At 59.9% G+C, this 23471-nt stretch carries 21 protein-coding genes; 11 read left to right on the top strand and 10 right to left on the bottom strand.

The window, feature by feature from the left end; all coding sequences use genetic code 11:
• Window positions 1-5 precede the first annotated feature (5 nt).
• Complete coding sequence (locus ACA065_RS01750) at window positions 6-2456, bottom strand: glycogen/starch/alpha-glucan phosphorylase (RefSeq protein ID WP_497693061.1); 2451 nt, start codon at window positions 2454-2456, stop codon at window positions 6-8.
• A 236-nt stretch (window positions 2457-2692) separates the two neighbouring features.
• On the opposite strand from ACA065_RS01750, the gene ACA065_RS01745 reads away from it, so the two are divergent.
• Entirely contained in the window at window positions 2693-3127 is a 435-nt protein-coding gene (locus ACA065_RS01745; RefSeq protein WP_003171132.1) for a YkgJ family cysteine cluster protein, read from the top strand.
• A gap of 176 nt (window positions 3128-3303) precedes the next feature.
• Here ACA065_RS01745 and typA read toward each other — a convergent pair whose 3' ends face one another.
• Both typA and thiI read right to left on the bottom strand, forming a co-directional pair.
• On the bottom strand, window positions 3304-5124 hold the full coding sequence (gene typA, locus ACA065_RS01740; protein ID WP_053140412.1) for a translational GTPase TypA: 1821 nt from the start codon (window positions 5122-5124) through the stop codon (window positions 3304-3306).
• Window positions 5125-5263: 139 nt separating this feature from the next.
• The gene (gene thiI, locus ACA065_RS01735; protein WP_497693060.1) at window positions 5264-6718 is read right to left on the bottom strand and encodes a tRNA uracil 4-sulfurtransferase ThiI; all 1455 of its coding nucleotides are present in this window, start codon (window positions 6716-6718) and stop codon (window positions 5264-5266) included.
• A 334-nt stretch (window positions 6719-7052) separates the two neighbouring features.
• Here thiI and glnA point away from each other — a divergent pair, with 334 nt between their 5' ends.
• From glnA to ntrC, 5 genes are all read left to right on the top strand, one after another.
• Window positions 7053-8459, top strand: coding sequence for a glutamate--ammonia ligase (gene glnA / locus ACA065_RS01730; protein ID WP_110622433.1), 1407 nt, complete (start codon window positions 7053-7055; stop codon window positions 8457-8459).
• A 247-nt stretch (window positions 8460-8706) separates the two neighbouring features.
• Window positions 8707-9243: a chorismate mutase gene (locus ACA065_RS01725; RefSeq protein WP_497693059.1), complete on the top strand. Its 537-nt coding sequence runs from the start codon at window positions 8707-8709 to the stop codon at window positions 9241-9243.
• 19 nt (window positions 9244-9262) lie between these two features.
• A complete protein-coding gene (locus ACA065_RS01720) occupies window positions 9263-9985 on the top strand; it encodes a hypothetical protein (protein WP_497693058.1) in 723 nt (240 codons plus the stop codon).
• A 232-nt stretch (window positions 9986-10217) separates the two neighbouring features.
• Window positions 10218-11303, top strand: a complete 1086-nt coding sequence (glnL, locus tag ACA065_RS01715) for a nitrogen regulation protein NR(II) (protein ID WP_056860661.1) — start codon at window positions 10218-10220, stop codon at window positions 11301-11303.
• Complete coding sequence (ntrC, locus tag ACA065_RS01710) at window positions 11300-12736, top strand: nitrogen regulation protein NR(I) (RefSeq protein ID WP_003218003.1); 1437 nt, start codon at window positions 11300-11302, stop codon at window positions 12734-12736. The genes glnL and ntrC overlap by 4 nt, the downstream gene beginning before the upstream one ends.
• 618 nt (window positions 12737-13354) lie before the next feature.
• Here the strand turns inward: ntrC and ACA065_RS01705 are convergent.
• Window positions 13355-13795: a hypothetical protein gene (locus tag ACA065_RS01705; RefSeq protein WP_497693057.1), complete on the bottom strand. Its 441-nt coding sequence runs from the start codon at window positions 13793-13795 to the stop codon at window positions 13355-13357.
• Here ACA065_RS01705 and ACA065_RS01700 point away from each other — a divergent pair.
• On the top strand, window positions 13794-14249 hold the full coding sequence (locus ACA065_RS01700; protein WP_497693056.1) for a tRNA (cytidine(34)-2'-O)-methyltransferase: 456 nt from the start codon (window positions 13794-13796) through the stop codon (window positions 14247-14249). The genes ACA065_RS01705 and ACA065_RS01700 overlap by 2 nt on opposite strands.
• Window positions 14250-14401: 152 nt before the next feature.
• On the opposite strand, the gene secB is transcribed toward ACA065_RS01700, so the two are convergent.
• From secB to ACA065_RS01685, 3 genes are read right to left on the bottom strand one after another with little or no spacing between them, the layout of a single operon-like run.
• Complete coding sequence (gene secB, locus ACA065_RS01695; protein WP_497693055.1) at window positions 14402-14887, bottom strand: protein-export chaperone SecB; 486 nt, start codon at window positions 14885-14887, stop codon at window positions 14402-14404.
• A 42-nt stretch (window positions 14888-14929) separates the two neighbouring features.
• Entirely contained in the window at window positions 14930-15184 is a 255-nt protein-coding gene (gene grxC / locus ACA065_RS01690; protein WP_497693054.1) for a glutaredoxin 3, read from the bottom strand.
• A gap of 1 nt (window position 15185) precedes the next feature.
• On the bottom strand, window positions 15186-15599 hold the full coding sequence (locus ACA065_RS01685) for a rhodanese-like domain-containing protein (protein ID WP_078740246.1): 414 nt from the start codon (window positions 15597-15599) through the stop codon (window positions 15186-15188).
• 151 nt (window positions 15600-15750) lie between these two features.
• Here ACA065_RS01685 and gpmI point away from each other — a divergent pair, with 151 nt between their 5' ends.
• The 4 genes from gpmI (at window position 15751) to ACA065_RS01665 (ending at window position 20954) form a co-directional block, all read left to right on the top strand.
• Complete coding sequence (gene gpmI / locus ACA065_RS01680) at window positions 15751-17277, top strand: 2,3-bisphosphoglycerate-independent phosphoglycerate mutase (protein ID WP_497693053.1); 1527 nt, start codon at window positions 15751-15753, stop codon at window positions 17275-17277.
• 258 nt (window positions 17278-17535) lie between these two features.
• On the top strand, window positions 17536-18831 hold the full coding sequence (locus tag ACA065_RS01675) for a murein hydrolase activator EnvC family protein (RefSeq protein WP_497693052.1): 1296 nt from the start codon (window positions 17536-17538) through the stop codon (window positions 18829-18831).
• A 31-nt stretch (window positions 18832-18862) separates the two neighbouring features.
• Complete coding sequence (locus ACA065_RS01670) at window positions 18863-20179, top strand: S41 family peptidase (RefSeq protein ID WP_497693051.1); 1317 nt, start codon at window positions 18863-18865, stop codon at window positions 20177-20179.
• A gap of 1 nt (window position 20180) precedes the next feature.
• Window positions 20181-20954, top strand: a complete 774-nt coding sequence (locus ACA065_RS01665; protein WP_497693050.1) for a divergent polysaccharide deacetylase family protein — start codon at window positions 20181-20183, stop codon at window positions 20952-20954.
• Between the two features lie 158 nt (window positions 20955-21112).
• On the opposite strand, the gene ACA065_RS01660 is transcribed toward ACA065_RS01665, so the two are convergent.
• From ACA065_RS01660 to hisA, 3 genes are all read right to left on the bottom strand, one after another.
• On the bottom strand, window positions 21113-21868 hold the full coding sequence (locus ACA065_RS01660; RefSeq protein WP_497693049.1) for a substrate-binding periplasmic protein: 756 nt from the start codon (window positions 21866-21868) through the stop codon (window positions 21113-21115).
• A gap of 66 nt (window positions 21869-21934) precedes the next feature.
• A complete protein-coding gene (gene hisF, locus ACA065_RS01655) occupies window positions 21935-22705 on the bottom strand; it encodes an imidazole glycerol phosphate synthase subunit HisF (protein ID WP_122750164.1) in 771 nt (256 codons plus the stop codon).
• Between the two features lie 9 nt (window positions 22706-22714).
• Entirely contained in the window at window positions 22715-23452 is a 738-nt protein-coding gene (gene hisA, locus ACA065_RS01650) for a 1-(5-phosphoribosyl)-5-[(5-phosphoribosylamino)methylideneamino]imidazole-4-carboxamide isomerase (protein ID WP_029295899.1), read from the bottom strand.
• Window positions 23453-23471: the final 19 nt, after the last annotated feature.

The following is a 23471-nucleotide window of genomic DNA, read 5'->3' as shown; positions in this document are numbered from 1 at the left end:
GGTGTTTAGTCCAGGGCTTTCCAGATCTCGGTGGCGTATTCGCGAATGGTCCGGTCGGACGAGAACCACCCCATGCGCGAGGTATTGAGTACCGCCGAGCGCCACCATGCCTTGGAATCATGCCAATGCGCCTCGACCCGTGCCTGGGCGTCCCAGTAGGAGTCGAAGTCGGCACACACCAGGAAACGGTCGTAGTCGATCAGCCCGTCGACCAAGCCCACATAACGACCCGGATCATCCGGCGAGAACACCCCGCCGCGAATCGCTTGCAGTACATCGTTGAGGCGATGAGAGGCGGCAATGTCCGGCCCGGCGTTGAATTCGCCAGCGTGCTTGCGGGCTTCAACCTGCTGCGCGCTGAGGCCAAAGATAAACATGTGGTCGGCCCCCACCCGCTCGTGCATCTCTACGTTGGCGCCGTCCATGGTGCCGATGGTCAGCGCGCCATTGAGGCCGAACTTCATGTTACTGGTGCCCGAGGCTTCGAAACCGGCCGTGGAGATCTGCTCCGACAAGTCCGCCGCCGGAATGATGCTTTCCGCCAGGCTGACGTTGTAGTTGGGCAGGAACACCACCTTGAGCAAACCGCGCACGGTCGGGTCGTTGTTGACGGTGCGGGCGATGTCGTTGGTCAACTTGATGATCAACTTGGCCTGGTGATAACTGGCGGCAGCCTTGCCCGCGAAGATCTTCACCCGTGGCACCCAGTCGGTGCCCGGCTCGGCACGGATGGCCTGGTAGAGCGCCACCGTGTGCAGCAGGTTAAGCAACTGGCGTTTGTATTCATGGATGCGCTTGACCTGCACATCGAACATCGCCGCCGGGTTGATCGAAATGCCCAGGCGCTCGTGGATGATCTCAGCCAGTGCACGCTTGCTGTGCAAGCGCTGATCGGCGAAGGCTTTGCGGAAAGCCTGCTTCTCGGCGAAGGTTTCCAGCTCCGTGAGGCGGGTTTCCATGGTGTCGAGAATGTCCGGGCCCAGCGCTTCCACCAGCATGTCGGTGAGCTTGGGGTTGGCCTGGTACAGCCAGCGGCGGAAGGTGATGCCGTTGGTTTTGTTGTTGATGCGTTCCGGGTACAGCTTGTGCAGTTCGGAGAACACCGTGCTGCGCATCAGTTGAGTGTGCAAACCCGACACACCGTTGACGCTATGCGAGCCGAGGAACGCCAGGTTGCCCATGCGCACGCGGCGGCCGTTGTCTTCTTCGATCAGCGACACGGCGCGCAGTACGTCAAAATCGTGGATGCCCTTGGCCCGCAGCGAGTCAATGTGCTGGGCGTTGATCAGGTAGATGATCTGCATGTGCCGCGGCAGCATGCGTTCCATCAGGCCGACCGGCCAGGTTTCCAACGCCTCGGGCAACAAGGTGTGGTTGGTGTATGAAAGGGTTTCAACGGTGACATCCCACGCGGCTTCCCACGGAATGTCGTGCAAGTCGACCAGTTGGCGCATCAACTCGGCCACGGCAATCGAGGGGTGAGTGTCGTTGAGCTGGATGGCGGCGTGTTCGCCAAGGCTTAATACCGAACCGTGCATGTTCTTGTGGCGGCGCAGCAAATCCTGCAGCGAGGCGGAGACGAAGAAGTATTCCTGGCGCAGGCGCAGTTCCTGCCCTGCTTCGGTGCTGTCAGCCGGGTAAAGCACGCGGGAGATGCTTTCGGCGCGGGCCACTTCAGCAACGGCGCCCAAGTGGTCACCGGCGTTGAAACGCTCCAGGTGCAGGTCTTCGACGGCGCGTGCACGCCACAGGCGCAGGGTGTTGACGCTGGCGCCACGCCAGCCGACCACCGGCGTGTCATAAGCAACGGCGCGAACGGTTTCGTTGGGCGACCACACTTGGATTAGCTTGCCGGAGGCGTCCGGCAGGGTTTCGACGCTGCCGCCAAAGCCGATCGGGTAAATCACTTCGGCCCGCTCGAATTCCCACGGGTTGCCGAAATCCAGCCAGCGTTCGGTCTGCTCCTGCTGCCAGCCATCGACAATCGCCTGGCGGAACAAGCCGTGCTCATAACGAATGCCATAACCGTGGCCGGCAATGCCCAGGGTCGACATGCTTTCCATAAAGCACGCCGCCAAGCGGCCCAGGCCACCGTTGCCGAGCGCCGCGTCGGGCTCCAGCAGGCGAATGCGTTCCAGGTCGACGCCCAGTTCGGACAGCGCTTCGCGAGCGATCTCCAACACGCCGAGGTTGCTCAGGCTGTCGTAGAGCAAACGACCGATCAGGAATTCGAGGGAGAGGTAATAAACCCGCTTCTGGCCTTTACGGTAGATACGCCGCGTGTGGTCCATCCAGTGATCGACCATCTGGTCGCGCGCGGCCAGGGCAATGGCTTCAAACCAGTCGTGGTCGAAGGCGTGGTCGGGGTCTTTGCCCACCGCGTAGGTAAGTTTGGTCAAGACAGCATCGCGGAATGCGGCTACCTCTGCTTCTCGTGCAAGCGGTTCCTGAGACATCGGTGCGACCTCGGGCGAGATTGAAGGAGTTGCTAGAGCCTAGTCGGTCTGACAGACGGTAGACGGTCTGGTTCGGCAGTTTTTTAACTCATTCACCTTTGCCGAAAATTAATGCAGGGGTCGTGCCCGATCGGCGTTTGAGCCGCCTTCGGGCTGAAAACCGCAAAATATTGTTCAAAAAATCATCAATCCCGGTATTATCGCGCGCCCGGATACCGCCCCACCTTGGAACCCTGATGAAGCCTCAACTGATCGCCGCCGCAGAACTCGACCGTCTCGAGACTTGGCAGAAATATTCCGCCCACATGTGCGGTGGCTGCGTGTCCAGCTGCTGCACGCTGCCGGTTGAGGTGAAGATCAAGGACCTGATCCGCATTGGCATCGTCGATGAGTTCGAGCGCGGCGACCCGCCGAAGAACATCGCCAAGCGTTTGCAGAAAGAAGGCATCGTCGAGCGCTACAACTCCAAATCCGAGATTTTTACCCTGCAGCGCATGAGCAACAACGATTGCCTGTACCTGGATCGTAAGACGCGCTTCTGCACTATTTATGACAAGCGCCCGGATACCTGCCGCAACCACCCGAAAATCGGGCCGCGGCCGGGGTATTGCGCGTACAAGCCGAAGGAAGTGGTGCGCGAGACCAAGTTCAAGACCCTCGACAAGTTCTGATGATCGTTCCCACGCTCTGCGTGGGAACGCCTCTTGGGACGCTCCGCGTCCCGCCTGCAAGTGCGGACGCGGAGCGTCCTGGGCTGCATTCCCACGCGGAGCGTGGGAATAATCAGACATAAAAAAACGCCCCCGGCCTTTCGACCGGGGGCGTTTTTCATTCAGCCTGAGTTAACTCAGTTCTTGGCTTTCTTGGCAGCGCGGGTGCGCTCGCCTTCGTCCAGGATCTTCTTACGCAGGCGGATCGACTTAGGCGTAACTTCGCACAGCTCGTCGTCCTGGATGAATTCCAGAGCCTGTTCCAGGGTGAAGCGAACAGGTGGAACCAGAGCGATGGTTTCGTCTTTACCCGAAGCACGCATGTTGTCGAGCTTCTTGCCTTTGGTTGGGTTGACGCCCATGTCGTTGTCACGGCTGTTCAGACCAACGATCTGACCGTTGTAGATCTCTTGACCGTGTTCAACGAACAGCTTGCCACGCGCCTGCAGAGTTTCCAGGGAGTAGGTCAGCGCCTTACCGGTTTCTACCGATACCAGAACACCGTTCTGACGGCCGGACATGTCGCCGGACTTCATGGTGTCGTAGCGATCGAAGATCGAGGTCAGGATGCCAGCACCGTTGGTCAGGGTCAGGAACTGGTTACGGAAACCGATCAGACCACGAGCAGGGATGTTGTATTCCAGACGCACACGGCCTTTGCCATCCGGCACCATGTTGGTCAGGTCGCCCTTACGCAGGCCCATCTCTTCCATGACCTTGCCCTGGGATTCTTCAGGGGTGTCGATGGTGACGTTTTCGAACGGTTCCTGCTTCACGCCGTCAACAGTACGGATGATCACTTCTGGACGACCAACGCCCATTTCGAAGCCTTCGCGACGCATGGTTTCGATCAGTACCGAGAGGTGCAGCTCACCACGGCCGGAAACCTTGAACTTGTCAGCCGAGTCGCCTTCTTCAACGCGCAGTGCAACGTTGTACAGCAGCTCTTTGTCCAGACGTTCCTTGATGTTACGGGAAGTCACGAACTTGCCTTCTTTACCGCAGAAAGGCGAGTCGTTTACCTGGAAGGTCATGGAAACGGTTGGCTCGTCAACGGTCAGAGGCTTCATCGCCTCGACAGTGTCCGGCTGGCACAGGGTGTCGGAGATGAACAGCGAGTCCATACCGCTTACGCAAACGATGTCGCCTGCGAAAGCTTCTTCAACGTCGATACGGTGCAGACCGTGGTGACCCATCAGCTTCAGGATACGGCCGTTACGCTTCTTGCCGTCGGCGCCGATAGCAACAACCGGGGTGTTCGGCTTGACGCTACCACGAGCGATACGGCCAACGCCGATAACACCCAGGAAGCTGTTGTAGTCCAGTGCCGAGATTTGCATCTGGAACGGGCCTTCACGGTCAACCTTCGGAGGTGGAACGTGGTCAACGATCGCCTGGTACAGCGGGGTCATGTCTTCCGCCATGGCGGTGTGTTCCAGACCGGCAATACCGTTCAGTGCAGAGGCGTAGATCACTTGGAAATCAAGTTGCTCTTCGGTAGCACCCAGGTTGTCGAACAGGTCGAAGATCTGGTCCAGAACCCAGTCCGGACGCGCGCCTGGACGGTCAACCTTGTTGATGCACACGATCGGACGCAGGCCGGCTTCGAACGCCTTCTTGGTCACGAAACGGGTTTGCGGCATTGGGCCGTCTTGGGCATCAACCAGCAGCAGAACGGAGTCAACCATCGACATTACACGTTCAACTTCGCCGCCGAAGTCGGCGTGGCCCGGGGTGTCCACGATGTTGATGTGGTAGCCGTTCCAGTTGATAGCGGTGTTTTTAGCCAGGATGGTAATACCGCGCTCTTTTTCCTGGTCGTTGGAGTCCATCACGCGCTCGTCGTTGAGCTCGTTGCGCTCCAGGGTGCCGGATTGACGCAAGAGTTTGTCTACCAGGGTGGTTTTACCATGGTCAACGTGAGCAATGATGGCGATGTTACGTAGATTTTCGATCACTTGTGTATCTCGATCAGAGGATTCGGTGTGCTGACAGGTCGTGGCAGCGATTAACAGTAGAGTCAGGCCTTGCCGTTACAGCTTGACGGCAGAGTCGGGGGGCCGGTGACGCAGGCCACAGGCAAACAGCCCCGGGCTCTTAGCTCGGTCGATAAACGCGCACATTGGCATGCCCCTCACTGAGCAAATGGTGGGCATGCAGGCGACTCATCACGCCTTTGTCGCAATACAGCAGGTACTGACGGCTGTTATCCAGTTCCTTGAAACGCGCGTTCAATGCATAGAACGGCAGCGTTTGCACGTCGATGCCAGTGATTTCCAGCGGCTCATCTTCAGCGGCATCCGGGTGACGGATGTCGACGACGATCTGGCCGGCCAGGGCTTCGCTGACTTCTTCGATTTTCACGTCCTGGCCCAATTCGTCGATTACGCGATCGATCGGGACCATTTTGGCGTTCTCGAGCGCACGCTCCAGAATCGCCATGTCGAACTGTTGTTCTTCGTACTCCACGCGGTTGCGCTTGGCGTGGGTCTTGGGGTTCACCGAAATGACCCCACAGTATTCAGGCATGTGCTTGGCGAAGTCCGCCGTGCCGATTTCTTCGGCCAGGTCGATGATGTCCTGCTTGTGACTGGCGATCAGCGGGCGCAGCACCAGCTTCTCGGTCACGCAGTCGATCAACGACAGGTTCGGCAGCGTCTGGCTGGATACCTGGGAAATCGCTTCACCGGTCACCAGCGCGTCGATCTGTAACTGATCGGCGATTCTGGACGCAGCGCGCAACATCATACGCTTCAATACTACGCCCATATGACTGTTATCGACTTTGCCGAGAATTTCGCCGAGCACTTCCTCAAACGGCACGCTTACGAATAGCACGCGTTGGGAGCTGCCGTACTTCTTCCAGATAAAGTGCGCGACTTCCATCACGCCCAATTCATGTGCACGCCCGCCCAGATTAAAGAAGCAGAAGTGGCTCATCAGGCCGCGGCGCATGATCTGGTAGGCGGCCACCGTGGAATCGAAACCGCCGGACATCAGTACCAGGGTCTGTTCCAGGGCGCCCAGCGGGTAGCCGCCGATGCTGTTGTGCTGGCTGTGAATCACAAACAACCGTTGGTCGCGAATTTCCATGCGCACTTCAATTTGCGGTGCTTTCAGGGAGATTCCGGCTGCGCCGCACTCGCGACGCAGCTTGCTGCCGACGTATTTCTCGACGTCCATGGAGCTGAAAGTGTGCTTGCCGGCACGCTTGCAGCGCACCGAAAAGATCTTGCCTTCAAGCTCATTGCCGTAGTGCTGTTTGCACTTTTCGGTGATGTCATCGAAGTCGCCCAGCGGGTACTCATCCACCTGCAGGAAATGCGCGATGCCCGGCATGCAGCTCAGGCGCTCGGTCATGTCCTTCAAGGCTTTGGCGTCGGTAATACGGGTTTCCAGCTCGAGATTGTCCCACACGCCGTTCACCACCACAGCCGGGTCCAAGTCACGGAGCACGGCACGGATGTTCTTGGCCAACTGACGGATGAAACGCGTCCGTACCGGTCGGCTCTTGATGGTGATCTCGGGGAAGACTTTAACGATTAATTTCATGGAAACAGCGCGCGCCGGGCCTGCTGAAAAAGGGGGGCGCGGATTATAGCGGAAATCGCTCAAGGTTTAACCAGTTAATATGCATTGCCCATAACGTGCACCAAAACGGGTCATTTACACAAATTAACGCTACATTGCAGTGCGTTATTTATTCCGCTTCAGCGGATTGCACCGTTATAGGGGCCATTTTGAGGCAAAAAGGCCATGTTGGCGCACTGGCATGCAATTTGCTCTCTTGTGAGGCAGGTTGCCTTGGTCGAGTATTCGCGCCGGCATCACCCACATTCTAAGGGCTAACTCCACTACCCCAGCCCGAAGCCACCCGGAGGACACCATGTCGAAGTCGGTTCAACTCATCAAAGATCATGACGTTAAATGGATTGATCTGCGCTTCACGGACACTAAAGGTACTCAGCACCACGTGACCATGCCGGCTCGCGACGCGCTGGATGATGCTTTCTTCGAAGAAGGCAAAATGTTCGACGGTTCCTCCATTGCTGGCTGGAAAGGCATCGAAGCTTCCGACATGATCCTGATGCCGGACGACAGCACTGCCGTTCTCGACCCGTTCACCGAAGACCCAACCCTGATCATCGTCTGCGACGTGATCGAGCCTTCGACCATGCAAGGCTACGACCGCGACCCACGTGCGATCGCCAAGCGTGCCGAGGAATACCTGAAGTCGACCGGTATCGGCGACACCGTATTCGTAGGCCCGGAGCCAGAATTCTTCATCTTTGATTCGGTCAAGTTCAAGTCCGACATCTCCGGCTCCATGTTCAAGATCTTCTCCGAACAAGGTTCGTGGATGTCCGACCAGGACATCGAAGGCGGCAACAAAGGCCACCGTCCAGGCGTCAAAGGTGGCTACTTCCCAGTTCCGCCGTTCGACCACGACCACGAAATCCGTACCTCCATGTGCAACGCCATGGAAGAAATGGGCCTGGTCATCGAAGTTCACCACCACGAAGTGGCGACTGCCGGCCAGAACGAAATCGGTGTGAAGTTCAACACCCTGGTGGCCAAGGCTGACGAAGTTCAGACCCTGAAGTACTGCGTACACAACGTGGCTGATGCCTACGGCCGTACCGCTACCTTCATGCCTAAGCCGCTGTATGGCGATAACGGTTCGGGTATGCACGTTCACCTGTCCATCGCCAAAGATGGCAAGAACACCTTCGCTGGCGAAGGTTATGCCGGCCTGTCCGACACTGCCCTGTACTTCATCGGCGGTATCATCAAGCACGGTAAGGCCCTGAACGGCTTCACCAACCCGTCGACCAACTCCTACAAGCGTCTGGTCCCAGGTTTCGAAGCACCGGTAATGCTGGCTTACTCGGCCCGTAACCGTTCCGCTTCGATCCGTATTCCTTACGTGTCCAGCCCTCGCGCTCGCCGTATCGAAGCGCGCTTCCCGGACCCGGCTGCCAACCCATACCTGGCCTTCGCTGCCCTGGTAATGGCTGGCCTGGACGGCATCCAGAACAAGATCCACCCTGGCGACGCCGCCGACAAAAACTTGTACGACCTGCCGCCTGAAGAGGCCAAAGAGATCCCACAAGTGTGCGGCAGCCTGAAAGAAGCCCTGGAAGAGCTGGACAAGGGCCGTGCGTTCCTGACCAAGGGCGGCGTATTCAGCGACGACTTCATCGATGCCTACATCGAGCTGAAAAGCGAAGAAGAAATCAAAGTGCGCACCTTCGTACACCCACTGGAATACGAGCTGTACTACAGCTGCTGATCCGGTAGCGCCGCGTCTTAAGAGCGGCGTGACGAAAAAGACCTCCCTCGGGAGGTCTTTTTTTTGCCTGGGTTTTCGCGCGTAACGGGGAGGTTAAAGTAGCCTTGGACTGATGCAGCTTCAGTTCTGTAAACCCAATCAAACATGTGGGAGCGGGCTTGCTCGCGAATGCGGTGGATCAGGCACCAGATGCATCGACTGAACAACCGTATTCGCGAGCAAGCCCGCTCCCACAAGGAGATCACCGTTGAAACATAGACTTGTATTCGCTCTGCTATTCGTCAGCGCCAGTGCCTGCGCCGCACCGCCTACTCTCGCGCCGCTGCTCGACAGCATCGCCGAGCGCCTGGCCATCGCCGACCAGGTGGCGCTGAGCAAATGGGACAGCCACAAGGCCGTGGAAGATCGCCCCAGGGAACAGGCTGTGATCGCCAGCGTGAGGGCCCAGGCCTCCAGCTACAACCTGGCACCTGAAGCCGCAGAGCAGTTCTTCAGCGCCCAGATTGAAGCGAACAAATTGGTGCAATACACCCGGCTGTCCGACTGGCAGCTTAAAGGCAAGGCACCCGACACCCCGCGCCCCGATCTGGTCGGCAAGATTCGCCCCCAACTGGACCAACTGCAAAAACGCCTGCTGCAACAATTGGCGGATTTCAGCCCCGAACGCAGCAACCCACAGTGCCCGCAATGGCTGGCCCAAGCCGTGCACGAACCGCTTCACGACCCGCTGGCCCAAATCGCAATGACCCGCGCCACGGCCGAGCTGTGCATCTATACGCCGTGACAGGCACGGGCCTACTTCATTGAAGGCCCTTTCCCACATTCTTTTTACACCGCAGAAATGTCTGATACATCCCGTGGAATCAAGCCTCTACGATGCAGCGTCCAGCCGCCACCCGCCGACGTACTTCGCGATGAATCTCTCCTGCCAGTTCCTGTGCTCACTGACGCTAGCACTCAGCCAACCGTCCGAAGCACAACCGACCAGCGACCCCGAACACCCGACCTGGACGGTGGAGGCGCCTTATCCGGAAAGTACGATCATCAACGCCAGAATCAATGGCAAAGCCACTCACGCAGAAAAAACCAGCATTGCGATCCTGCAAGTCGCCTGCTACAGCGGCCCCTCACGCCCCATGATCTCGCTGCTCACCCACACGGACGAACTGCACTTCAACCCCAACATTTATGAAGGCCCGGACGCCCGGTCCTCCGGGCCGCTCAGCCTCACAACCGGCGCCCTCCCAGCGCGAACCTACCGCGTGAACGGCTACTACAGCGCAGAGCCAACTCAGCAGCACGGCGTGCTGTTCAAATTCATCATGCCAGCCAATCGCCAAGAGCTGCGCGAGTGGATCGCCAATAAAAGGCACGATCAACTCATCACGATGACATTACCTTCAGCCATCCCAGGTGATTCGCCGCTGACCGCTGAATTTGTCCTCCCTCAAAACAGTGGCGGTCTGCAAGAAATCGTCAAATCCTGCCTCAACAACCGAAAAAACACGCCTAAAAAACCTTCCTGAACACACTGCGCAAATCTGCACTATATTGGTGCGATACGCCGCACCCTTCCCACTCGAACAGCCCATTTTGGTTCGAATCTTCCCGAGCAAGCTGGCAGAACGCCACAGTTTCGAGCCTTAAACCCTTATTTCAGGGCTTTAACGCTTCTTTTCGGAGCCTTGGTTTGGTTTTTGCATTTTCCTTGTATCAGCGTGTGCCTCAAGCCCGCGCCTTGCTCCAAAAGAGGTCCTGATGACCATCAGCGATGCACTGCACCGTTTGCTACTCGACAACCTGACCACCGCGACCATATTGCTCAATGACGACCTGCGTCTTGAGTATATGAACCCGGCGGCGGAGATGCTCCTGGCCATCAGCGGCCAGCGCAGCCATGGGCAGTTCATCAGCGAATTGTTCACCGAGTCGGCCGAAGCCTTGAGCTCGTTGCGCCAAGCGGTGGAGCAGGCCCACCCGTTCACCAAGCGCGAAGCGATGCTCACCGCCCTTACCGGCCAGACGCTGACCGTCGACTACGCCGTAACCCCAATCCTGAGCAACGGCGCCACCTTGCTGCTGCTCGAAGTACACCCGCGCGACCGCCTGCTGCGCATCACCAAAGAAGAAGCGCAGCTGTCCAAGCAGGAAACCAGCAAAATGCTGGTGCGCGGCCTGGCCCATGAGATCAAGAACCCATTGGGCGGGATTCGCGGCGCGGCGCAGCTGTTGGCCCGGGAGCTGCCAGAGGAGCATCTCAAGGACTACACCAACGTCATCATCGAGGAGGCCGACCGCCTGCGTAACCTGGTCGACCGCATGCTCGGCTCCAATAAACTACCGTCGCTGGCGATGACTAACGTGCACGAGGTACTGGAGCGCGTTTGCCAGCTGGTGGAAGCCGAAAGCCAAGGCTGCATCACGCTGGTGCGCGATTACGACCCAAGCATTCCTGACGTGTTGATCGACCGCGAGCAGATGATCCAGGCGGTGCTCAATATCGTGCGCAACGCCATGCAGGCCATCAGCAGCCAGAACGAGCTGCGCCTGGGCCGCATCAGCCTGCGCACCCGCGCCTTGCGCCAGTTCACCATCGGCCATGTGCGCCACCGCCTGGTAACCAAAGTCGAGATCATCGACAACGGCCCAGGCATTCCTGCGGAACTGCAAGAAACCATCTTTTTCCCCATGGTCAGCGGCCGCCCGGACGGCACCGGGCTGGGCCTGGCCATTACCCAGAACATCATCAGCCAGCACCAGGGTCTGATCGAATGTGAAAGCCATCCCGGCCACACCACGTTCTCGATCTTTCTGCCTCTGGAACAAGGAGCCCCATCGACATGAGCCGTAGTGAAACTGTGTGGATCGTCGATGACGACCGTTCTATCCGCTGGGTCCTGGAGAAAGCCTTGCAACAGGAAGGCATGACCACCCAGAGCTTCGACAGCGCCGACGGGGTGATGAGCCGCCTGGCTCGCCAGCAGCCCGACGTGATCATCTCCGACATCCGCATGCCCGGCGCCAGTGGCCTGGACTTGCTGGCGCGGATTCGCGAGCAGCACCCACGTTTGCCGGTGATCATCATGACCGCGCATTCGGACCTGGACAGCGCTGTCGCGTCCTATCAGGGCGGCGCCTTTGAGTACCTGCCCAAGCCGTTCGACGTGGACGAGGCGGTGGCGCTGGTAAAACGCGCCAACCAGCACGCCCAGGAACAGCAAAACCAGGAAGCCCCACCTGCGCTGACTCGCACCCCGGAAATCATCGGCGAAGCGCCGGCGATGCAGGAAGTGTTTCGCGCCATCGGGCGTTTGAGCCATTCCAACATCACCGTGCTGATCAACGGCGAGTCTGGCACCGGTAAAGAGCTGGTGGCGCATGCACTGCACCGTCACAGCCCACGGGCGGCTTCGCCGTTTATCGCGCTGAACATGGCGGCGATCCCGAAAGATTTGATGGAGTCCGAGCTGTTCGGCCATGAGAAAGGCGCGTTCACCGGCGCCGCCAACTTGCGTCGCGGCCGCTTTGAACAGGCTGACGGCGGCACGCTGTTCCTCGACGAAATCGGCGATATGCCGGCCGACACCCAGACCCGCTTGCTGCGCGTATTGGCTGACGGTGAGTTCTATCGCGTTGGCGGGCACACGCCGGTCAAGGTCGACGTGCGCATTATCGCGGCGACGCACCAAAACCTGGAAACCCTGGTACACGCGGGCAAGTTCCGCGAGGACTTGTTCCACCGCCTGAACGTGATCCGCATCCACATCCCACGGATGTCGGACCGTCGCGAAGATATTCCGACGCTCGCGCGGCACTTCCTCAGCCGCGCTGCCCAGGAGCTGGCTGTCGAGCCGAAGCTTTTGAAAAGCGAGACCGAGGAATACCTCAAGAACCTGCCGTGGCCAGGCAACGTGCGCCAGCTGGAGAACACTTGCCGCTGGATCACCGTGATGGCGTCCGGCCGCGAAGTGCATATCAGCGACCTGCCGCCTGAGCTGCTCAGCCTGCCGCAGGATTCAGCCCCCGTGACCAACTGGGAGCAGGCGCTGCGCCAGTGGGCCGACCAGGCGTTGGCACGCGGCCAATCGAACCTGCTCGACAGCGCCGTACCGGCGTTCGAGCGGATCATGATCGAAACCGCCTTGAAGCACACCGCCGGCCGCCGCCGCGATGCTGCCGTGTTGCTGGGTTGGGGCCGCAACACCTTGACGCGCAAGATCAAGGAGCTGGGGATGAAGGTGGATGGCGGGGATGATGATGAGGGTGATGAGGGCTAGACCTCGAACCCACTGAAGAACCTATGTGGGAGCGGGCTTGCTCGCGAAGGCGGTGTGTCAGTCAACAGGTGTATCGACTGACACACCGCCTTCGCGAGCAAGCCCGCTCCCACATTTGGCTATCCACAAGGTTTCGGCTCCGTGCACCGCTTCAATGCACCATGAACTAGCATCGCGCACATCCAGCCAGCCTGAAACACCCGCTGAATTAAGAAAACATTAAATCCCAAAAACACCAAAGCCCCGTTTTCCGGGGCTTTGCGCTTTTTGGCGAATTTTTTCGGTACAAATTGCCAATTCTGGCACGCGCCCTGCAATAACCCTTGTACTACCCAGTTTCGGGGACCTTGGTACAGGCAGGCCGAGAATCCCCTCTTTACACCCGGGGTGCTTGATGCGAACAGCGTCGCGCCCCACACCCGTTTCGGGAACCTCGGTACAGGCAGGCCGGGGATTCCCTCTTTAACACCGAAGCCTTTGGCTTCACCCCGTTTTGGGAGCCCTGGTACAGGCAGGCCGGGAACTCCCTTCTTTACACCCGGGGCTTATGCGGCACAGCGCCCATAGCCCCAGCCCGTTTTGGGAACCTTGGTACAGGCAGGCCGGGGATTCCCTCTTTTATTGCTCGCGCAGATGGATCTGCAGCCGCCAACGGCCATCAGCCTTCTCGCCTTTCCATTCCCCGCGCAACGGCCGAGCCGCTACCAGGTTCAGCAGCAGGCCACCATCGGTCTTGCGGATGCGCCAATTCACATCCTTGTCATTGACCTTGAGTTGCCCGCTGGCGGCGTTGCCCTGCGCATCGAATAACAGCGCCACAGTGCCGTCGATATGTTCGCCGTGCAGCTTGGGTTCGCTGTTGAACCACACCACCACGCCGTCCGCCGCCGTTTCAACCTGCTGCAGCGCGACCGGGTCCGGTGTGGTCAGGCGACCGATCATCAAGCCGATCATTAAACCGACAATCGCCAGTGAGCCCATGACTCGTGGCAATAGCTTCGGTCTTGGGTCGTCTTCAGGGGTAGAATGCAGCGCATCTTTGCCTTCGGAGCCGTGCATGTTTCACGTCATCCTTTTTCAACCAGAAATTCCGCCGAATACCGGCAACGTTATCAGGCTGTGCGCCAACAGTGGCTGCCACCTGCATTTGATCGAGCCGCTGGGCTTCGACATGGACGACAAGCGCCTGCGCCGCGCCGGGCTGGACTACCACGAGTACGCCACCCTCAAGCGCCACTCAGACCTCGCAAGCTGCCTGGAAAGCCTCGGGCACCCACGGCTGTTCGCGTTCACCACCAAGGGCTCGCGGCCGTTTCACGATGCCAGCTTTGCCGAAGGCGATGCCTTCCTGTTCGGCCCGGAAAGCCGTGGCCTGCCGGCCGAGGTGCTTGACGCACTGCCCGACGGCCATCGCCTGCGCTTGCCGATGCGCGAGGGCTGCCGCAGCTTGAACTTGTCCAATACCGTAGCCGTCGCCGTCTACGAAGGCTGGCGCCAACTCGGTTTTAAATAACACGCAAAACAAAATGTGGGAGGAGGCTTATGTGGGAGCCGGGCTCGCCCGCGATGCAGGCACCTCGGCGTGTCAGGAACACCGCGGTGATGCTATCGCAGGCAAGCCAGCTCCCACACAAGCCAGCTCCCACATTTTTTTACCGCGTCGACTTACTGAACGGTCGACGAACCTTCTGTTTGCATGCGCTGCAGCTCTTGCGCGTACAGGGCATCGAAGTTCACCGGAGCCAGCATCAGCGCCGGGAACGAGCCACGGGTGACCAGGCTGTCCAGGGTCTCACGGGCATACGGGAACAGGATGTTCGGGCAGAACGCGCCCAGGGTGTGGCTCATGGACGCTTCGTCCAGGCCCTGGATCAGGAAGATACCGGCCTGTTGCACTTCAGCGATGAAGGCCACTTCTTCGCCGTTCTTGACGGTGACCGACAGGGTCAGCACGACTTCGTGGAAGTCGCCTTCCAGTGCTTTTTGACGGGTGTTCAGGTCCAGCGCAACGCTTGGGGTCCATTCCTGGCGGAAGATGGCCGGGCTTTTCGGCGCTTCGAACGACAGGTCACGCACGTAGATACGCTGCAGGGAAAATTGTGGGCCTTGAGCCTCTTCTGCTGCCGCTTCAGTGTTCTGTTGGTCAGTCATCGCAGATCCTTCTTGATCTTGGGGTCTTTTAGGGTTTAGGAGTCAGACGAGCAGCAGCGCATCGAGTTTACCCGCGCGCTCCAGGGCGAACAGGTCATCGCATCCACCGATATGCTTGTCGCCGATCCAGATCTGCGGCACGGACGTGCGCCCCGCCTTCTGGGCCATTTCGGCGCGCACCTGGGGTTTGCCGTCTACCTTGATTTCTTCGAAGGCAACGCCCTTTTTCTCAAGCAAGGCCTTGGCCCGCATGCAGTAAGGGCACCAATCGCTGGAATACACGACAACCTGGCTCATATCACTTCACCAGTGGCAGGTTATCGGCCTTCCAGCTGCCGATACCGCCGGACAGTTTGGCGGCGGTGAAACCGGTCTTGAGCATCTCACGGGCGTGGGTGCCGGCGTGCTGGCCTTGGGCGTCGACCAGAATGATGGTCTTGGCTTTGTATTTTTCCAGCTCGGGCAAGCGTGCGATCAGCTTGTCCTGCGGAATGTTCAGGGCGCCGACGATATGGCCGGCGGCAAAATCCTTGGCCGGGCGAATATCCACGACAACGGCCTCATCCTTGTTGACCAGCGCGGTCAGCTCCGACGTGCTCAGGCTGCGGCCACCGCGGCTCATTTCATGAGCGATCAGCAGCGCCAGCAGGATGACGAAGGCACCCGCGAGCAGGTAGTGGGCAGTGGCAAATGCAATCAGGTGATCAACCATCAAGGAGGTTCCAGGGCGTTAAAATGGCGGTAAGTATACACAGCCGTCAGGGGGGGCCAACCCCCGTAAAGCGGTGACGTGGTCGGAACTTCGCTTTAGACTGCTACTCCCTTTTAGATTGCCTTCCTTTATTACCGCCGCGAGAGGATCTATGACTACTACGCCTAAACCTTTGGTCCTGATAATTCTCGATGGCTTCGGACACAGTGAAAGCCACCACGACAACGCCGTGTACTCGGCCAAGAAGCCGGTGCTCGACCGCCTGAGCGCCACTGTACCCAACGGTCTGATCTCCGGTTCCGGTATGGATGTAGGCCTGCCGGACGGCCAGATGGGCAACTCGGAAGTCGGCCACATGAACCTCGGCGCCGGACGAGTGGTATACCAAGACTTCACACGCGTGACCAAATCGATCCGTGACGGCGAGTTCTTCGAGAACCCGACCATCTGCGCGGCGGTAGATAAAGCGGTTGCAGCCGGCAAGGCCGTGCACTTCATGGGCCTGCTGTCCGATGGTGGCGTGCACAGCCACCAGGACCACCTGGTCGCCATGGCCGAGCTGGCATTCAAGCGCGGCGCCGACAAGATTTACCTGCACGCCTTCCTCGACGGCCGCGACACGCCGCCAAAAAGCGCGCAATCGTCCATCGAACTGCTCGACGCCACCTTCGCCGCGCTCGGCAAGGGCCGCATCGCCAGCCTGGTCGGCCGCTACTTCGCCATGGACCGTGACAACCGTTGGGACCGCGTGGCCCAGGCTTACAACCTGATCGTCGACGGCCAGGCCGAATTCAATGCCGCCACCGCCCAGCAAGGCCTGGAAGCCGCCTACGCACGTGGCGAGAGCGACGAATTCGTCAAGGCCACCACCCTCGGCGAGCCGGTGAAAGTCGAAGACGGCGACGCCGTGGTGTTCATGAACTTCCGCGCCGACCGTGCCCGCGAGCTGAGCCGCGTGTTTGTCGAAGATGGCTTCAAGGAATTCGAGCGCGCGCGCCAGCCAAAAGTCCAATACGTAGGCCTGACCCAGTACGCCGCCAGCATCCCGGCCCCCGCCGCCTTCACAGCCGGCAGCCTGGAAAACGTGCTGGGCGATTACCTGGCGAAAAACGGCAAAACCCAACTGCGCATCGCCGAAACCGAAAAATACGCCCACGTGACCTTCTTCTTCTCCGGTGGCCGTGAAGAACCGTTTCCAGGCGAAGAGCGCATCCTGATCCCGTCGCCGAAAGTCGCCACCTACGACCTGCAGCCGGAAATGAGCGCGCCGCAAGTGACCGACAAGATCGTCGACGCCATCGAACACCAGCGTTACGACGTGATCGTGGTCAACTACGCCAACGGCGACATGGTTGGCCACAGCGGCAACCTGGAAGCGGCGGTCAAGGCCGTGGAATGCCTGGACCTGTGCGTCGGCCGCATCGTCGACGCCCTGGAAAAGGTCGGCGGCGAAGCGCTGATCACTGCCGACCACGGCAACTGTGAGCAGATGTCCGACGAATCCACCGGGCAAGCCCACACCGCCCACACCACCGAGCCGGTGCCGTTCATCTATGTCGGCAAGCGCGACTTTAAAGTGCGGCATGGCGGCGTGCTGGCGGACGTGGCGCCGACCATGCTGATGCTGATGGGGCTGGAGAAGCCGAAAGAGATGACCGGCACTTCGATTCTGGTTTGATCCCCAGCATCACCGCAAAACAGTGTGGGAGGGGGCTTGCCCCCGATTACGGTGGGCCAGCTGACACATAGGTGGCTGATACACCGCTATCGGGGGCAAGCCCCCTCCCACATTGGATCTCCCGTGTTTGGTAGATATCTTTTCGCCATACCAACGCCACTCGGCACCTATCTTGCCTTCCAGCCCGAATTGGGCGTTTTTTTTGCGGCGCTTGGCGGGCATACTAGGCCGTCCCTTTCCCTGGTGTCGCCCGCCTCTATGCTTCGCGCCTTGATTACCCTCGCTCTAGTCTGCCTGCTCCAACCGGCGTTTGCCGACGAGCGCGCACAAACCCAACAACAGTTGGACGCTACGCGTCAGGACATTACCGAGCTGAAAAAACTGCTCGGCAAGCTCCAGGAAGAAAAATCCGGGGTGCAGAAAGACCTGCGCGGCACGGAAACCGAGATGGGCAAGCTCGAGAAGCAGGTCCAGGAGCTGCAAAAAGAATTAAAGAAGAGCGAGTCGGAACTGGAGCGACTCGACGCTGAGAAAAAAAAACTCCAGAGCGCACGCGTTGAACAGCAACGCCTGATCGCGATCCAGGCCCGCGCCGCCTACCAGAGCGGCCGCCAGGAATACCTCAAGCTGCTGCTTAACCAGCAGAACCCGGAAAAATTCGCGCGCACCCTCACCTATTACGATTACCTGAGCAAGGCGCGCCTGGCGCAATTGAAGGGGTTTAACGAAACCCTGCGCCAACTGGCCAACGTCGAACAGGAAATTGCCGACCAGCAGTCGCAGTTGCTCGACCAGAAAACCGCTCTCGACACCCAGCGCGACCAACTCGACAAAGTGCGCAAGGAGCGCCAGCTGGCCCTGGCCAAGCTCAATGATGACGTAAAGGCCCGCGACGCCAAACTGCAGGCGCGTGAGCAAGACCAGGCCGACTTGGGCAAAGTGCTCAAAACCATCGAAGAAACCCTGGCCCGCCAGGCACGTGAGGCCGAAGAAGCGCGGCAAAAAGCGCTGATCGCCCAGCAGGAAGCCGAAAAAAAGCGCCAGCGTGAGGCCGAGCTGGCAGCCACCAGCGACGCGCCAGCGCCGCGCAAACCGCCGCGCGCAGCCCCTGGCCCGCTGGTTTCCAGCGCTGGCGAGAACTTCGGCGGCCCTTTTGCTTCAGCGCGCGGCAAACTTCCATGGCCTGTTGATGGTCGACTACTGGCACGCTTCGGTGAAACCCGTGGCGATGACACCCGTGCCAAGTGGGACGGCGTGATGATCAGCGCCGCTGCCGGCAGCCAGGTCCACGCCGTTCACGGTGGGCGCGTAGTGTTTGCCGATTGGTTGCGCGGTGCCGGTTTGTTGGTGATTCTTGACCACGGCAATGGCTATTTGAGCCTTTACGGCCACAATCAGACATTACTCAAGTCGGCAGGTGATGTTGTAAAAGCGGGTGAATCCATCTCCACTGTCGGTAACAGTGGCGGCCAGGACACCCCGGCGCTGTACTTCGCTATTCGTCAGCAGGGTCGCCCGAGCGATCCCGCACAATGGTGCAGAACCCAAGGATAAGGGTCGCATCTACATTAGGAGTTCGTTCGACATGCTGCATTTGTCCCGCCTCACATCGCTGGCCCTGACGATCGCCCTGGTGATCGGCGCGCCTCTGGCTTTTGCCGACCAGGCTGCACCGGCTGCGCCTGCCGCCACGGCAGCGACCACCAAGGCGCCGCTGCCGCTGGACGAGCTGCGTACCTTTGCCGAGGTCATGGACCGGATCAAGGCAGCTTATGTCGAACCCGTAGACGACAAGACCCTGCTGGAAAATGCCATCAAGGGCATGCTCAGCAACCTCGACCCACACTCCGCCTACCTGGGCCCGGAAGATTTCGCCGAGCTGCAGGAAAGCACCAGCGGTGAGTTTGGTGGCCTGGGCATCGAAGTCGGCTCTGAAGACGGCCAGATCAAAGTGGTCTCGCCCATCGACGATACTCCGGCGTCCAAAGCCGGTATTCAGGCCGGCGACCTGATCGTGAAGATCAATGGCCAGCCGACCCGCGGCCAGTCCATGACCGAAGCCGTCGACAAGATGCGCGGCAAGCTCGGCCAGAAAATCACCCTGACCCTGGTGCGCGACGGCGGCAACCCGTTTGACGTGACCCTGGCCCGCGCGACCATCACGGTCAAGAGCGTGAAGAGCCAGCTGCTGGAGTCGGGCTACGGCTACATCCGTATCACCCAGTTCCAGGTCAAGACCGGCGACGAAGTGGCCAAGGCCCTGGCCAAGCTGCGCAAGGATAACGGCAAGAAACTCAACGGTATCGTGCTCGACCTGCGTAACAACCCAGGTGGCGTGCTGCAGGCTGCGGTGGAAGTGGTCGACCACTTCATCACCAAAGGCCTGATCGTCTACACCAAAGGCCGTATCGCCAACTCCGAGCTGCGCTTCTCGGCCACCGGCAACGACCTGAGCGAGAATGTGCCGCTGGCGGTATTGATCAACGGCGGCAGCGCCTCGGCGTCGGAAATCGTCGCCGGCGCCCTGCAAGACCAGAAACGCGGCGTGCTGATGGGCACCACCAGCTTCGGCAAAGGCTCGGTGCAAACCGTGCTGCCGCTGAACAACGAGCGCGCGCTGAAAATCACTACGGCGCTGTACTACACGCCGAACGGTCGCTCGATCCAGGCCCAGGGCATCGTCCCGGACATCGAAGTGCGCAAAGCCAAGATCACCAACGAGATCGACAGCGAATACTACAAAGAGGCTGACCTGCAAGGGCACTTGGGCAATGGCAACGGCGGCGCCGACCAGCCAACCGGCAGCGGCGCCAAAGCCAAGCCGATGCCGCAGGACGATGATTACCAACTGGCCCAGGCACTGAGCCTGCTTAAAGGCCTGAGCATCACGCGCAGCCGCTGATATGCGTTTTGCCCTGATCATCGCTGTGCTGTGCAGCCTGGCAGGGGTCGCCCACGCGGCCCCTGCCGGCGAACCGCATAAAGCCTACCTGACCCTCATCATCGATGACCTGGGGCAAAACCTGCCCCGGGATCGTCGCGTGCTGGCCCTGCCTGGGCCGGTGACCACGGCGGTCATGCCCGACACGCCCCACGCCGCCGAATTCGCCCGCGAAGCGCACAAGGCTGGAAAAATCGTGATCCTGCACATGCCCATGGACCCCGCTACCGGCCCATTCGCCTGGCACCCCGACTTGCCCATCGAAGAACTCGGCAAACGCCTGGACGCTGCGTTCAAGGCCGTGCCCTACACCGCCGGCATCAACAACCACATGGGCAGCCGCATGACCGCCCAGCCAGCGGCCATGGCTTGGCTGATGGCCGAACTGCAACGGCGCAACAAGTTCTTCGTCGACAGCCGCACCAGCGCGCAGACCGTTGCCGCTGCCGAGGCGCAGAAGATTGGCTTGGCACATGTCTCGCGGGATGTGTTCCTCGATGACGAGCGCACCGAAGCGGCGATTACCACACAGCTGCAAACCGCCATCAAGCTGGCGCACAAGCAGGGTTCGGTGGTGATGATCGGCCACCCTTATCCGCAGACGCTGGCGGTGCTGGAGCGTGAGTTACCCAAGCTCAAGGCCCAGGGTATCGACTGGATCGATATCAAGCTGATGATCAGCGTGCGCGGCAATCAGGCCATGGCCGGGCATGGCAAGAACGGTATTTACCGTTAGAGAAGTTGGCGACATTCCAGTGTGGGAGCGGGCTTGCTCGCGAAGGCGGTGGGTCAGTCAGCCGATTGAGTGGCTGACACACCGCTTTCGCGAGCAAGCCCGCTCCCACATTTTGACCGTGTTTATCCTGCTGATTTCCGTGCGCTACATAGCTGTATTTAGAGGTAGCGCGCCATGATTTCATCGACGACGCCGTCTTTGCGCAACTGGTCCAGCGCAGCCTGAAGCTTGGCCACCAGTTCATCCGGCACGTCCTTGTTCAACGCCAGGTAGAGCTGGGCGCTATTGAAGCGCAATACGGTCTTGAGCCCCGTCACGCCCACCTGACGCGCCAGGTAACGCCCGGCGGGATCACCCGTGGCCCACAGGTCGATCTGGCCGTCCATGAGCTTTTGCGCATTGTCCTGGTCGCGTAACACCACCACCGGGTTGAGGCCCTGTTTCTCCAGGGTTTCGGCTATCGCATCACCCTTGTAGGCGCCGATCTTGTAGCGACGGGCATGCTCGAGATCAGCCAGTTCGATCTTGCTGTCGGCTTTGGCCAGCAACACCCAATCGTCCGGGCCGATGGGGCCGACCCATTTGAACAGGGCTTCGCGGTCCGGCAAGCGCGCCATCACGAATACGCCGTAACCGGGCTTCTCCAGGGCGAGCTTGTAGATTCGCTCCCAAGGAAAACGCAGGGTTAGATTGTAGGAAATATCGGCACGCTTGAAGGTCTCGCGCACGATGTCCACGGCGATGCCTTCGATGTTCTCGTCCTTGGCGAAGTTCTTGCCGTTTTTCGCCATGTTGTAGGGCGGGAAGTTTTCCGTCAGCAACACCAGGGCGGCGTCAGACGGTTCTTCGGCACGGGCCGGGCCTGCCAAAAGCATGGAAGTACTGGCGAGGGCGAGCAGCAGGTGTTTGAACATGAAGGTTACCGGAATCCATGGCAAGCGCAGAGAGTGCCGCGCGCCTGCCAGGGTGTCCAGCAGCGTTTAGCGAACGACGATACCGCGCGCCGCCATGTAGGCCTTGGCCTCGGGAACGGTGTATTCGCCAAAATGGAAAATACTCGCCGCCAGCACTGCACTGGCGTGGCCCTCGATCACGCCGTCGGCCAGATGCTGCAGGTTGCCGACGCCACCGGAGGCGATCACTGGAATGCCCAGCGCATCGCTGATGGCGCGGGTTACGCCCAGGTCGAAGCCGTTTTTCATGCCGTCCTGGTCCATGCTGGTCAGCAGGATTTCACCGGCGCCCAGGCCTTCCATCTTCATCGCCCACTCCACCGCGTCCAGCCCGGTCGGCTTGCGCCCGCCGTGGGTGAAGATCTCCCAGCGCGGGGTTTCGCCGGGGCCTGAGACTTTCTTGGCGTCGATGGCAACCACGATGCATTGCGAGCCAAAGTGCTGCGCGGCTTCGCCGACAAACTCCGGGTTGAACACGGCTGCGGTGTTGATCGAGACCTTGTCCGCGCCGGCATTGAGCAGGTTGCGGATGTCTTGCACGGTGCGCACGCCACCGCCCACGGTCAGCGGGATAAACACCTGGCTGGCCATGCGCTCGACGGTATGCAAGGTGGTGTCGCGGCCGTCGACGCTGGCAGTGATGTCGAGAAAGGTAATCTCGTCGGCACCTTGCTCGTCGTAGCGACGCGCGATTTCCACCGGGTCGCCGGCGTCACGGATGTTCTCGAACTTGACGCCCTTGACCACGCGACCGTTGTCGACGTCCAGGCAAGGGATGATGCGTTTGGCCAGCGTCATGGTCAGTCCTCAGCCGTTGTAGGCGTCGCAGTAAGCCTGGGCTTCGGCGACGTCCAGGGTGCCTTCGTAGATCGCACGGCCGGTAATGGCGCCGATGATGCCGGGCGCCTTGGCGTCCAACAGCGACTTGATGTCACCCAGGTTGTGAATACCACCGGAGGCGATCACCGGAATCTTCGTCGCAGCTGCCAGCGCAGCGGTGAACGGCACGTTGCAGCCCTGCATCATGCCGTCTTTGGCGATGTCGGTATAAACGATGGCGGACACGCCGTCCGCTTCGAACTGCTTGGCCAGGTCGATCACTTGGATGGTGCTGATCTCAGCCCAGCCGTCGGTGGCGACGAAACCGTCTTTGGCGTCCAGGCCGACAATCACCTTGCCCGGGAACGCGCGGCAGGCCTCAGCGACGAAGGCCGGGTCTTTCACCGCCTTGGTGCCGATGATCACGTAGCTCACGCCAGCCTTGACGTAGTGCTCGATGGTTTCCAGGGAGCGGATACCACCGCCGATCTGGATCGGCAGGTTCGGGTAGCGCTTGGCGATGGCGGTAACCACCTCACCATTGACCGGCTGGCCTTCGAAGGCGCCGTTCAAGTCCACCAGATGCAGACGACGGCAGCCACCTTCTACCCATTTGGCAGCCATGCTCACCGGGTCATCGGAGAACACCGTGGAATCTTCCATGCGGCCTTGGCGCAGGCGTACACAAGCGCCGTCCTTGAGATCGATAGCGGGGATAATCAGCATCTGGCAAACCTTATTCGAT

It is taken from the genome of Pseudomonas sp. LBUM1640 (assembly GCF_059716225.1).
Note: the sequence above shows the minus strand (reverse complement) of the source record. Positions and strands in the feature narration are given on the sequence as shown.

What these genes read in the sequence shown, in the direction of transcription:
- ACA065_RS01750 (WP_497693061.1), bottom strand. Translation starts at nt 2,456, where the DNA reads ATGTCTCAGGAACCGCTTGCACGAGAAGCAGAGGTAGCCGCATTCCGC.
- ACA065_RS01745 (WP_003171132.1), top strand. Translation starts at nt 2,693, where the DNA reads ATGAAGCCTCAACTGATCGCCGCCGCAGAACTCGACCGTCTCGAGACT.
- thiI (WP_497693060.1), bottom strand. Translation starts at nt 6,718, where the DNA reads ATGAAATTAATCGTTAAAGTCTTCCCCGAGATCACCATCAAGAGCCGA.
- glnA (WP_110622433.1), top strand. Translation starts at nt 7,053, where the DNA reads ATGTCGAAGTCGGTTCAACTCATCAAAGATCATGACGTTAAATGGATT.
- glnL (WP_056860661.1), top strand. Translation starts at nt 10,218, where the DNA reads ATGACCATCAGCGATGCACTGCACCGTTTGCTACTCGACAACCTGACC.
- ntrC (WP_003218003.1), top strand. Translation starts at nt 11,300, where the DNA reads ATGAGCCGTAGTGAAACTGTGTGGATCGTCGATGACGACCGTTCTATC.
- ACA065_RS01700 (WP_497693056.1), top strand. Translation starts at nt 13,794, where the DNA reads ATGTTTCACGTCATCCTTTTTCAACCAGAAATTCCGCCGAATACCGGC.
- ACA065_RS01705 (WP_497693057.1), bottom strand. Translation starts at nt 13,795, where the DNA reads ATGCACGGCTCCGAAGGCAAAGATGCGCTGCATTCTACCCCTGAAGAC.
- secB (WP_497693055.1), bottom strand. Translation starts at nt 14,887, where the DNA reads ATGACTGACCAACAGAACACTGAAGCGGCAGCAGAAGAGGCTCAAGGC.
- grxC (WP_497693054.1), bottom strand. Translation starts at nt 15,184, where the DNA reads ATGAGCCAGGTTGTCGTGTATTCCAGCGATTGGTGCCCTTACTGCATG.
- ACA065_RS01685 (WP_078740246.1), bottom strand. Translation starts at nt 15,599, where the DNA reads ATGGTTGATCACCTGATTGCATTTGCCACTGCCCACTACCTGCTCGCG.
- gpmI (WP_497693053.1), top strand. Translation starts at nt 15,751, where the DNA reads ATGACTACTACGCCTAAACCTTTGGTCCTGATAATTCTCGATGGCTTC.
- ACA065_RS01675 (WP_497693052.1), top strand. Translation starts at nt 17,536, where the DNA reads ATGCTTCGCGCCTTGATTACCCTCGCTCTAGTCTGCCTGCTCCAACCG.
- ACA065_RS01670 (WP_497693051.1), top strand. Translation starts at nt 18,863, where the DNA reads ATGCTGCATTTGTCCCGCCTCACATCGCTGGCCCTGACGATCGCCCTG.
- ACA065_RS01665 (WP_497693050.1), top strand. Translation starts at nt 20,181, where the DNA reads ATGCGTTTTGCCCTGATCATCGCTGTGCTGTGCAGCCTGGCAGGGGTC.
- ACA065_RS01660 (WP_497693049.1), bottom strand. Translation starts at nt 21,868, where the DNA reads ATGTTCAAACACCTGCTGCTCGCCCTCGCCAGTACTTCCATGCTTTTG.
- hisF (WP_122750164.1), bottom strand. Translation starts at nt 22,705, where the DNA reads ATGACGCTGGCCAAACGCATCATCCCTTGCCTGGACGTCGACAACGGT.
- hisA (WP_029295899.1), bottom strand. Translation starts at nt 23,452, where the DNA reads ATGCTGATTATCCCCGCTATCGATCTCAAGGACGGCGCTTGTGTACGC.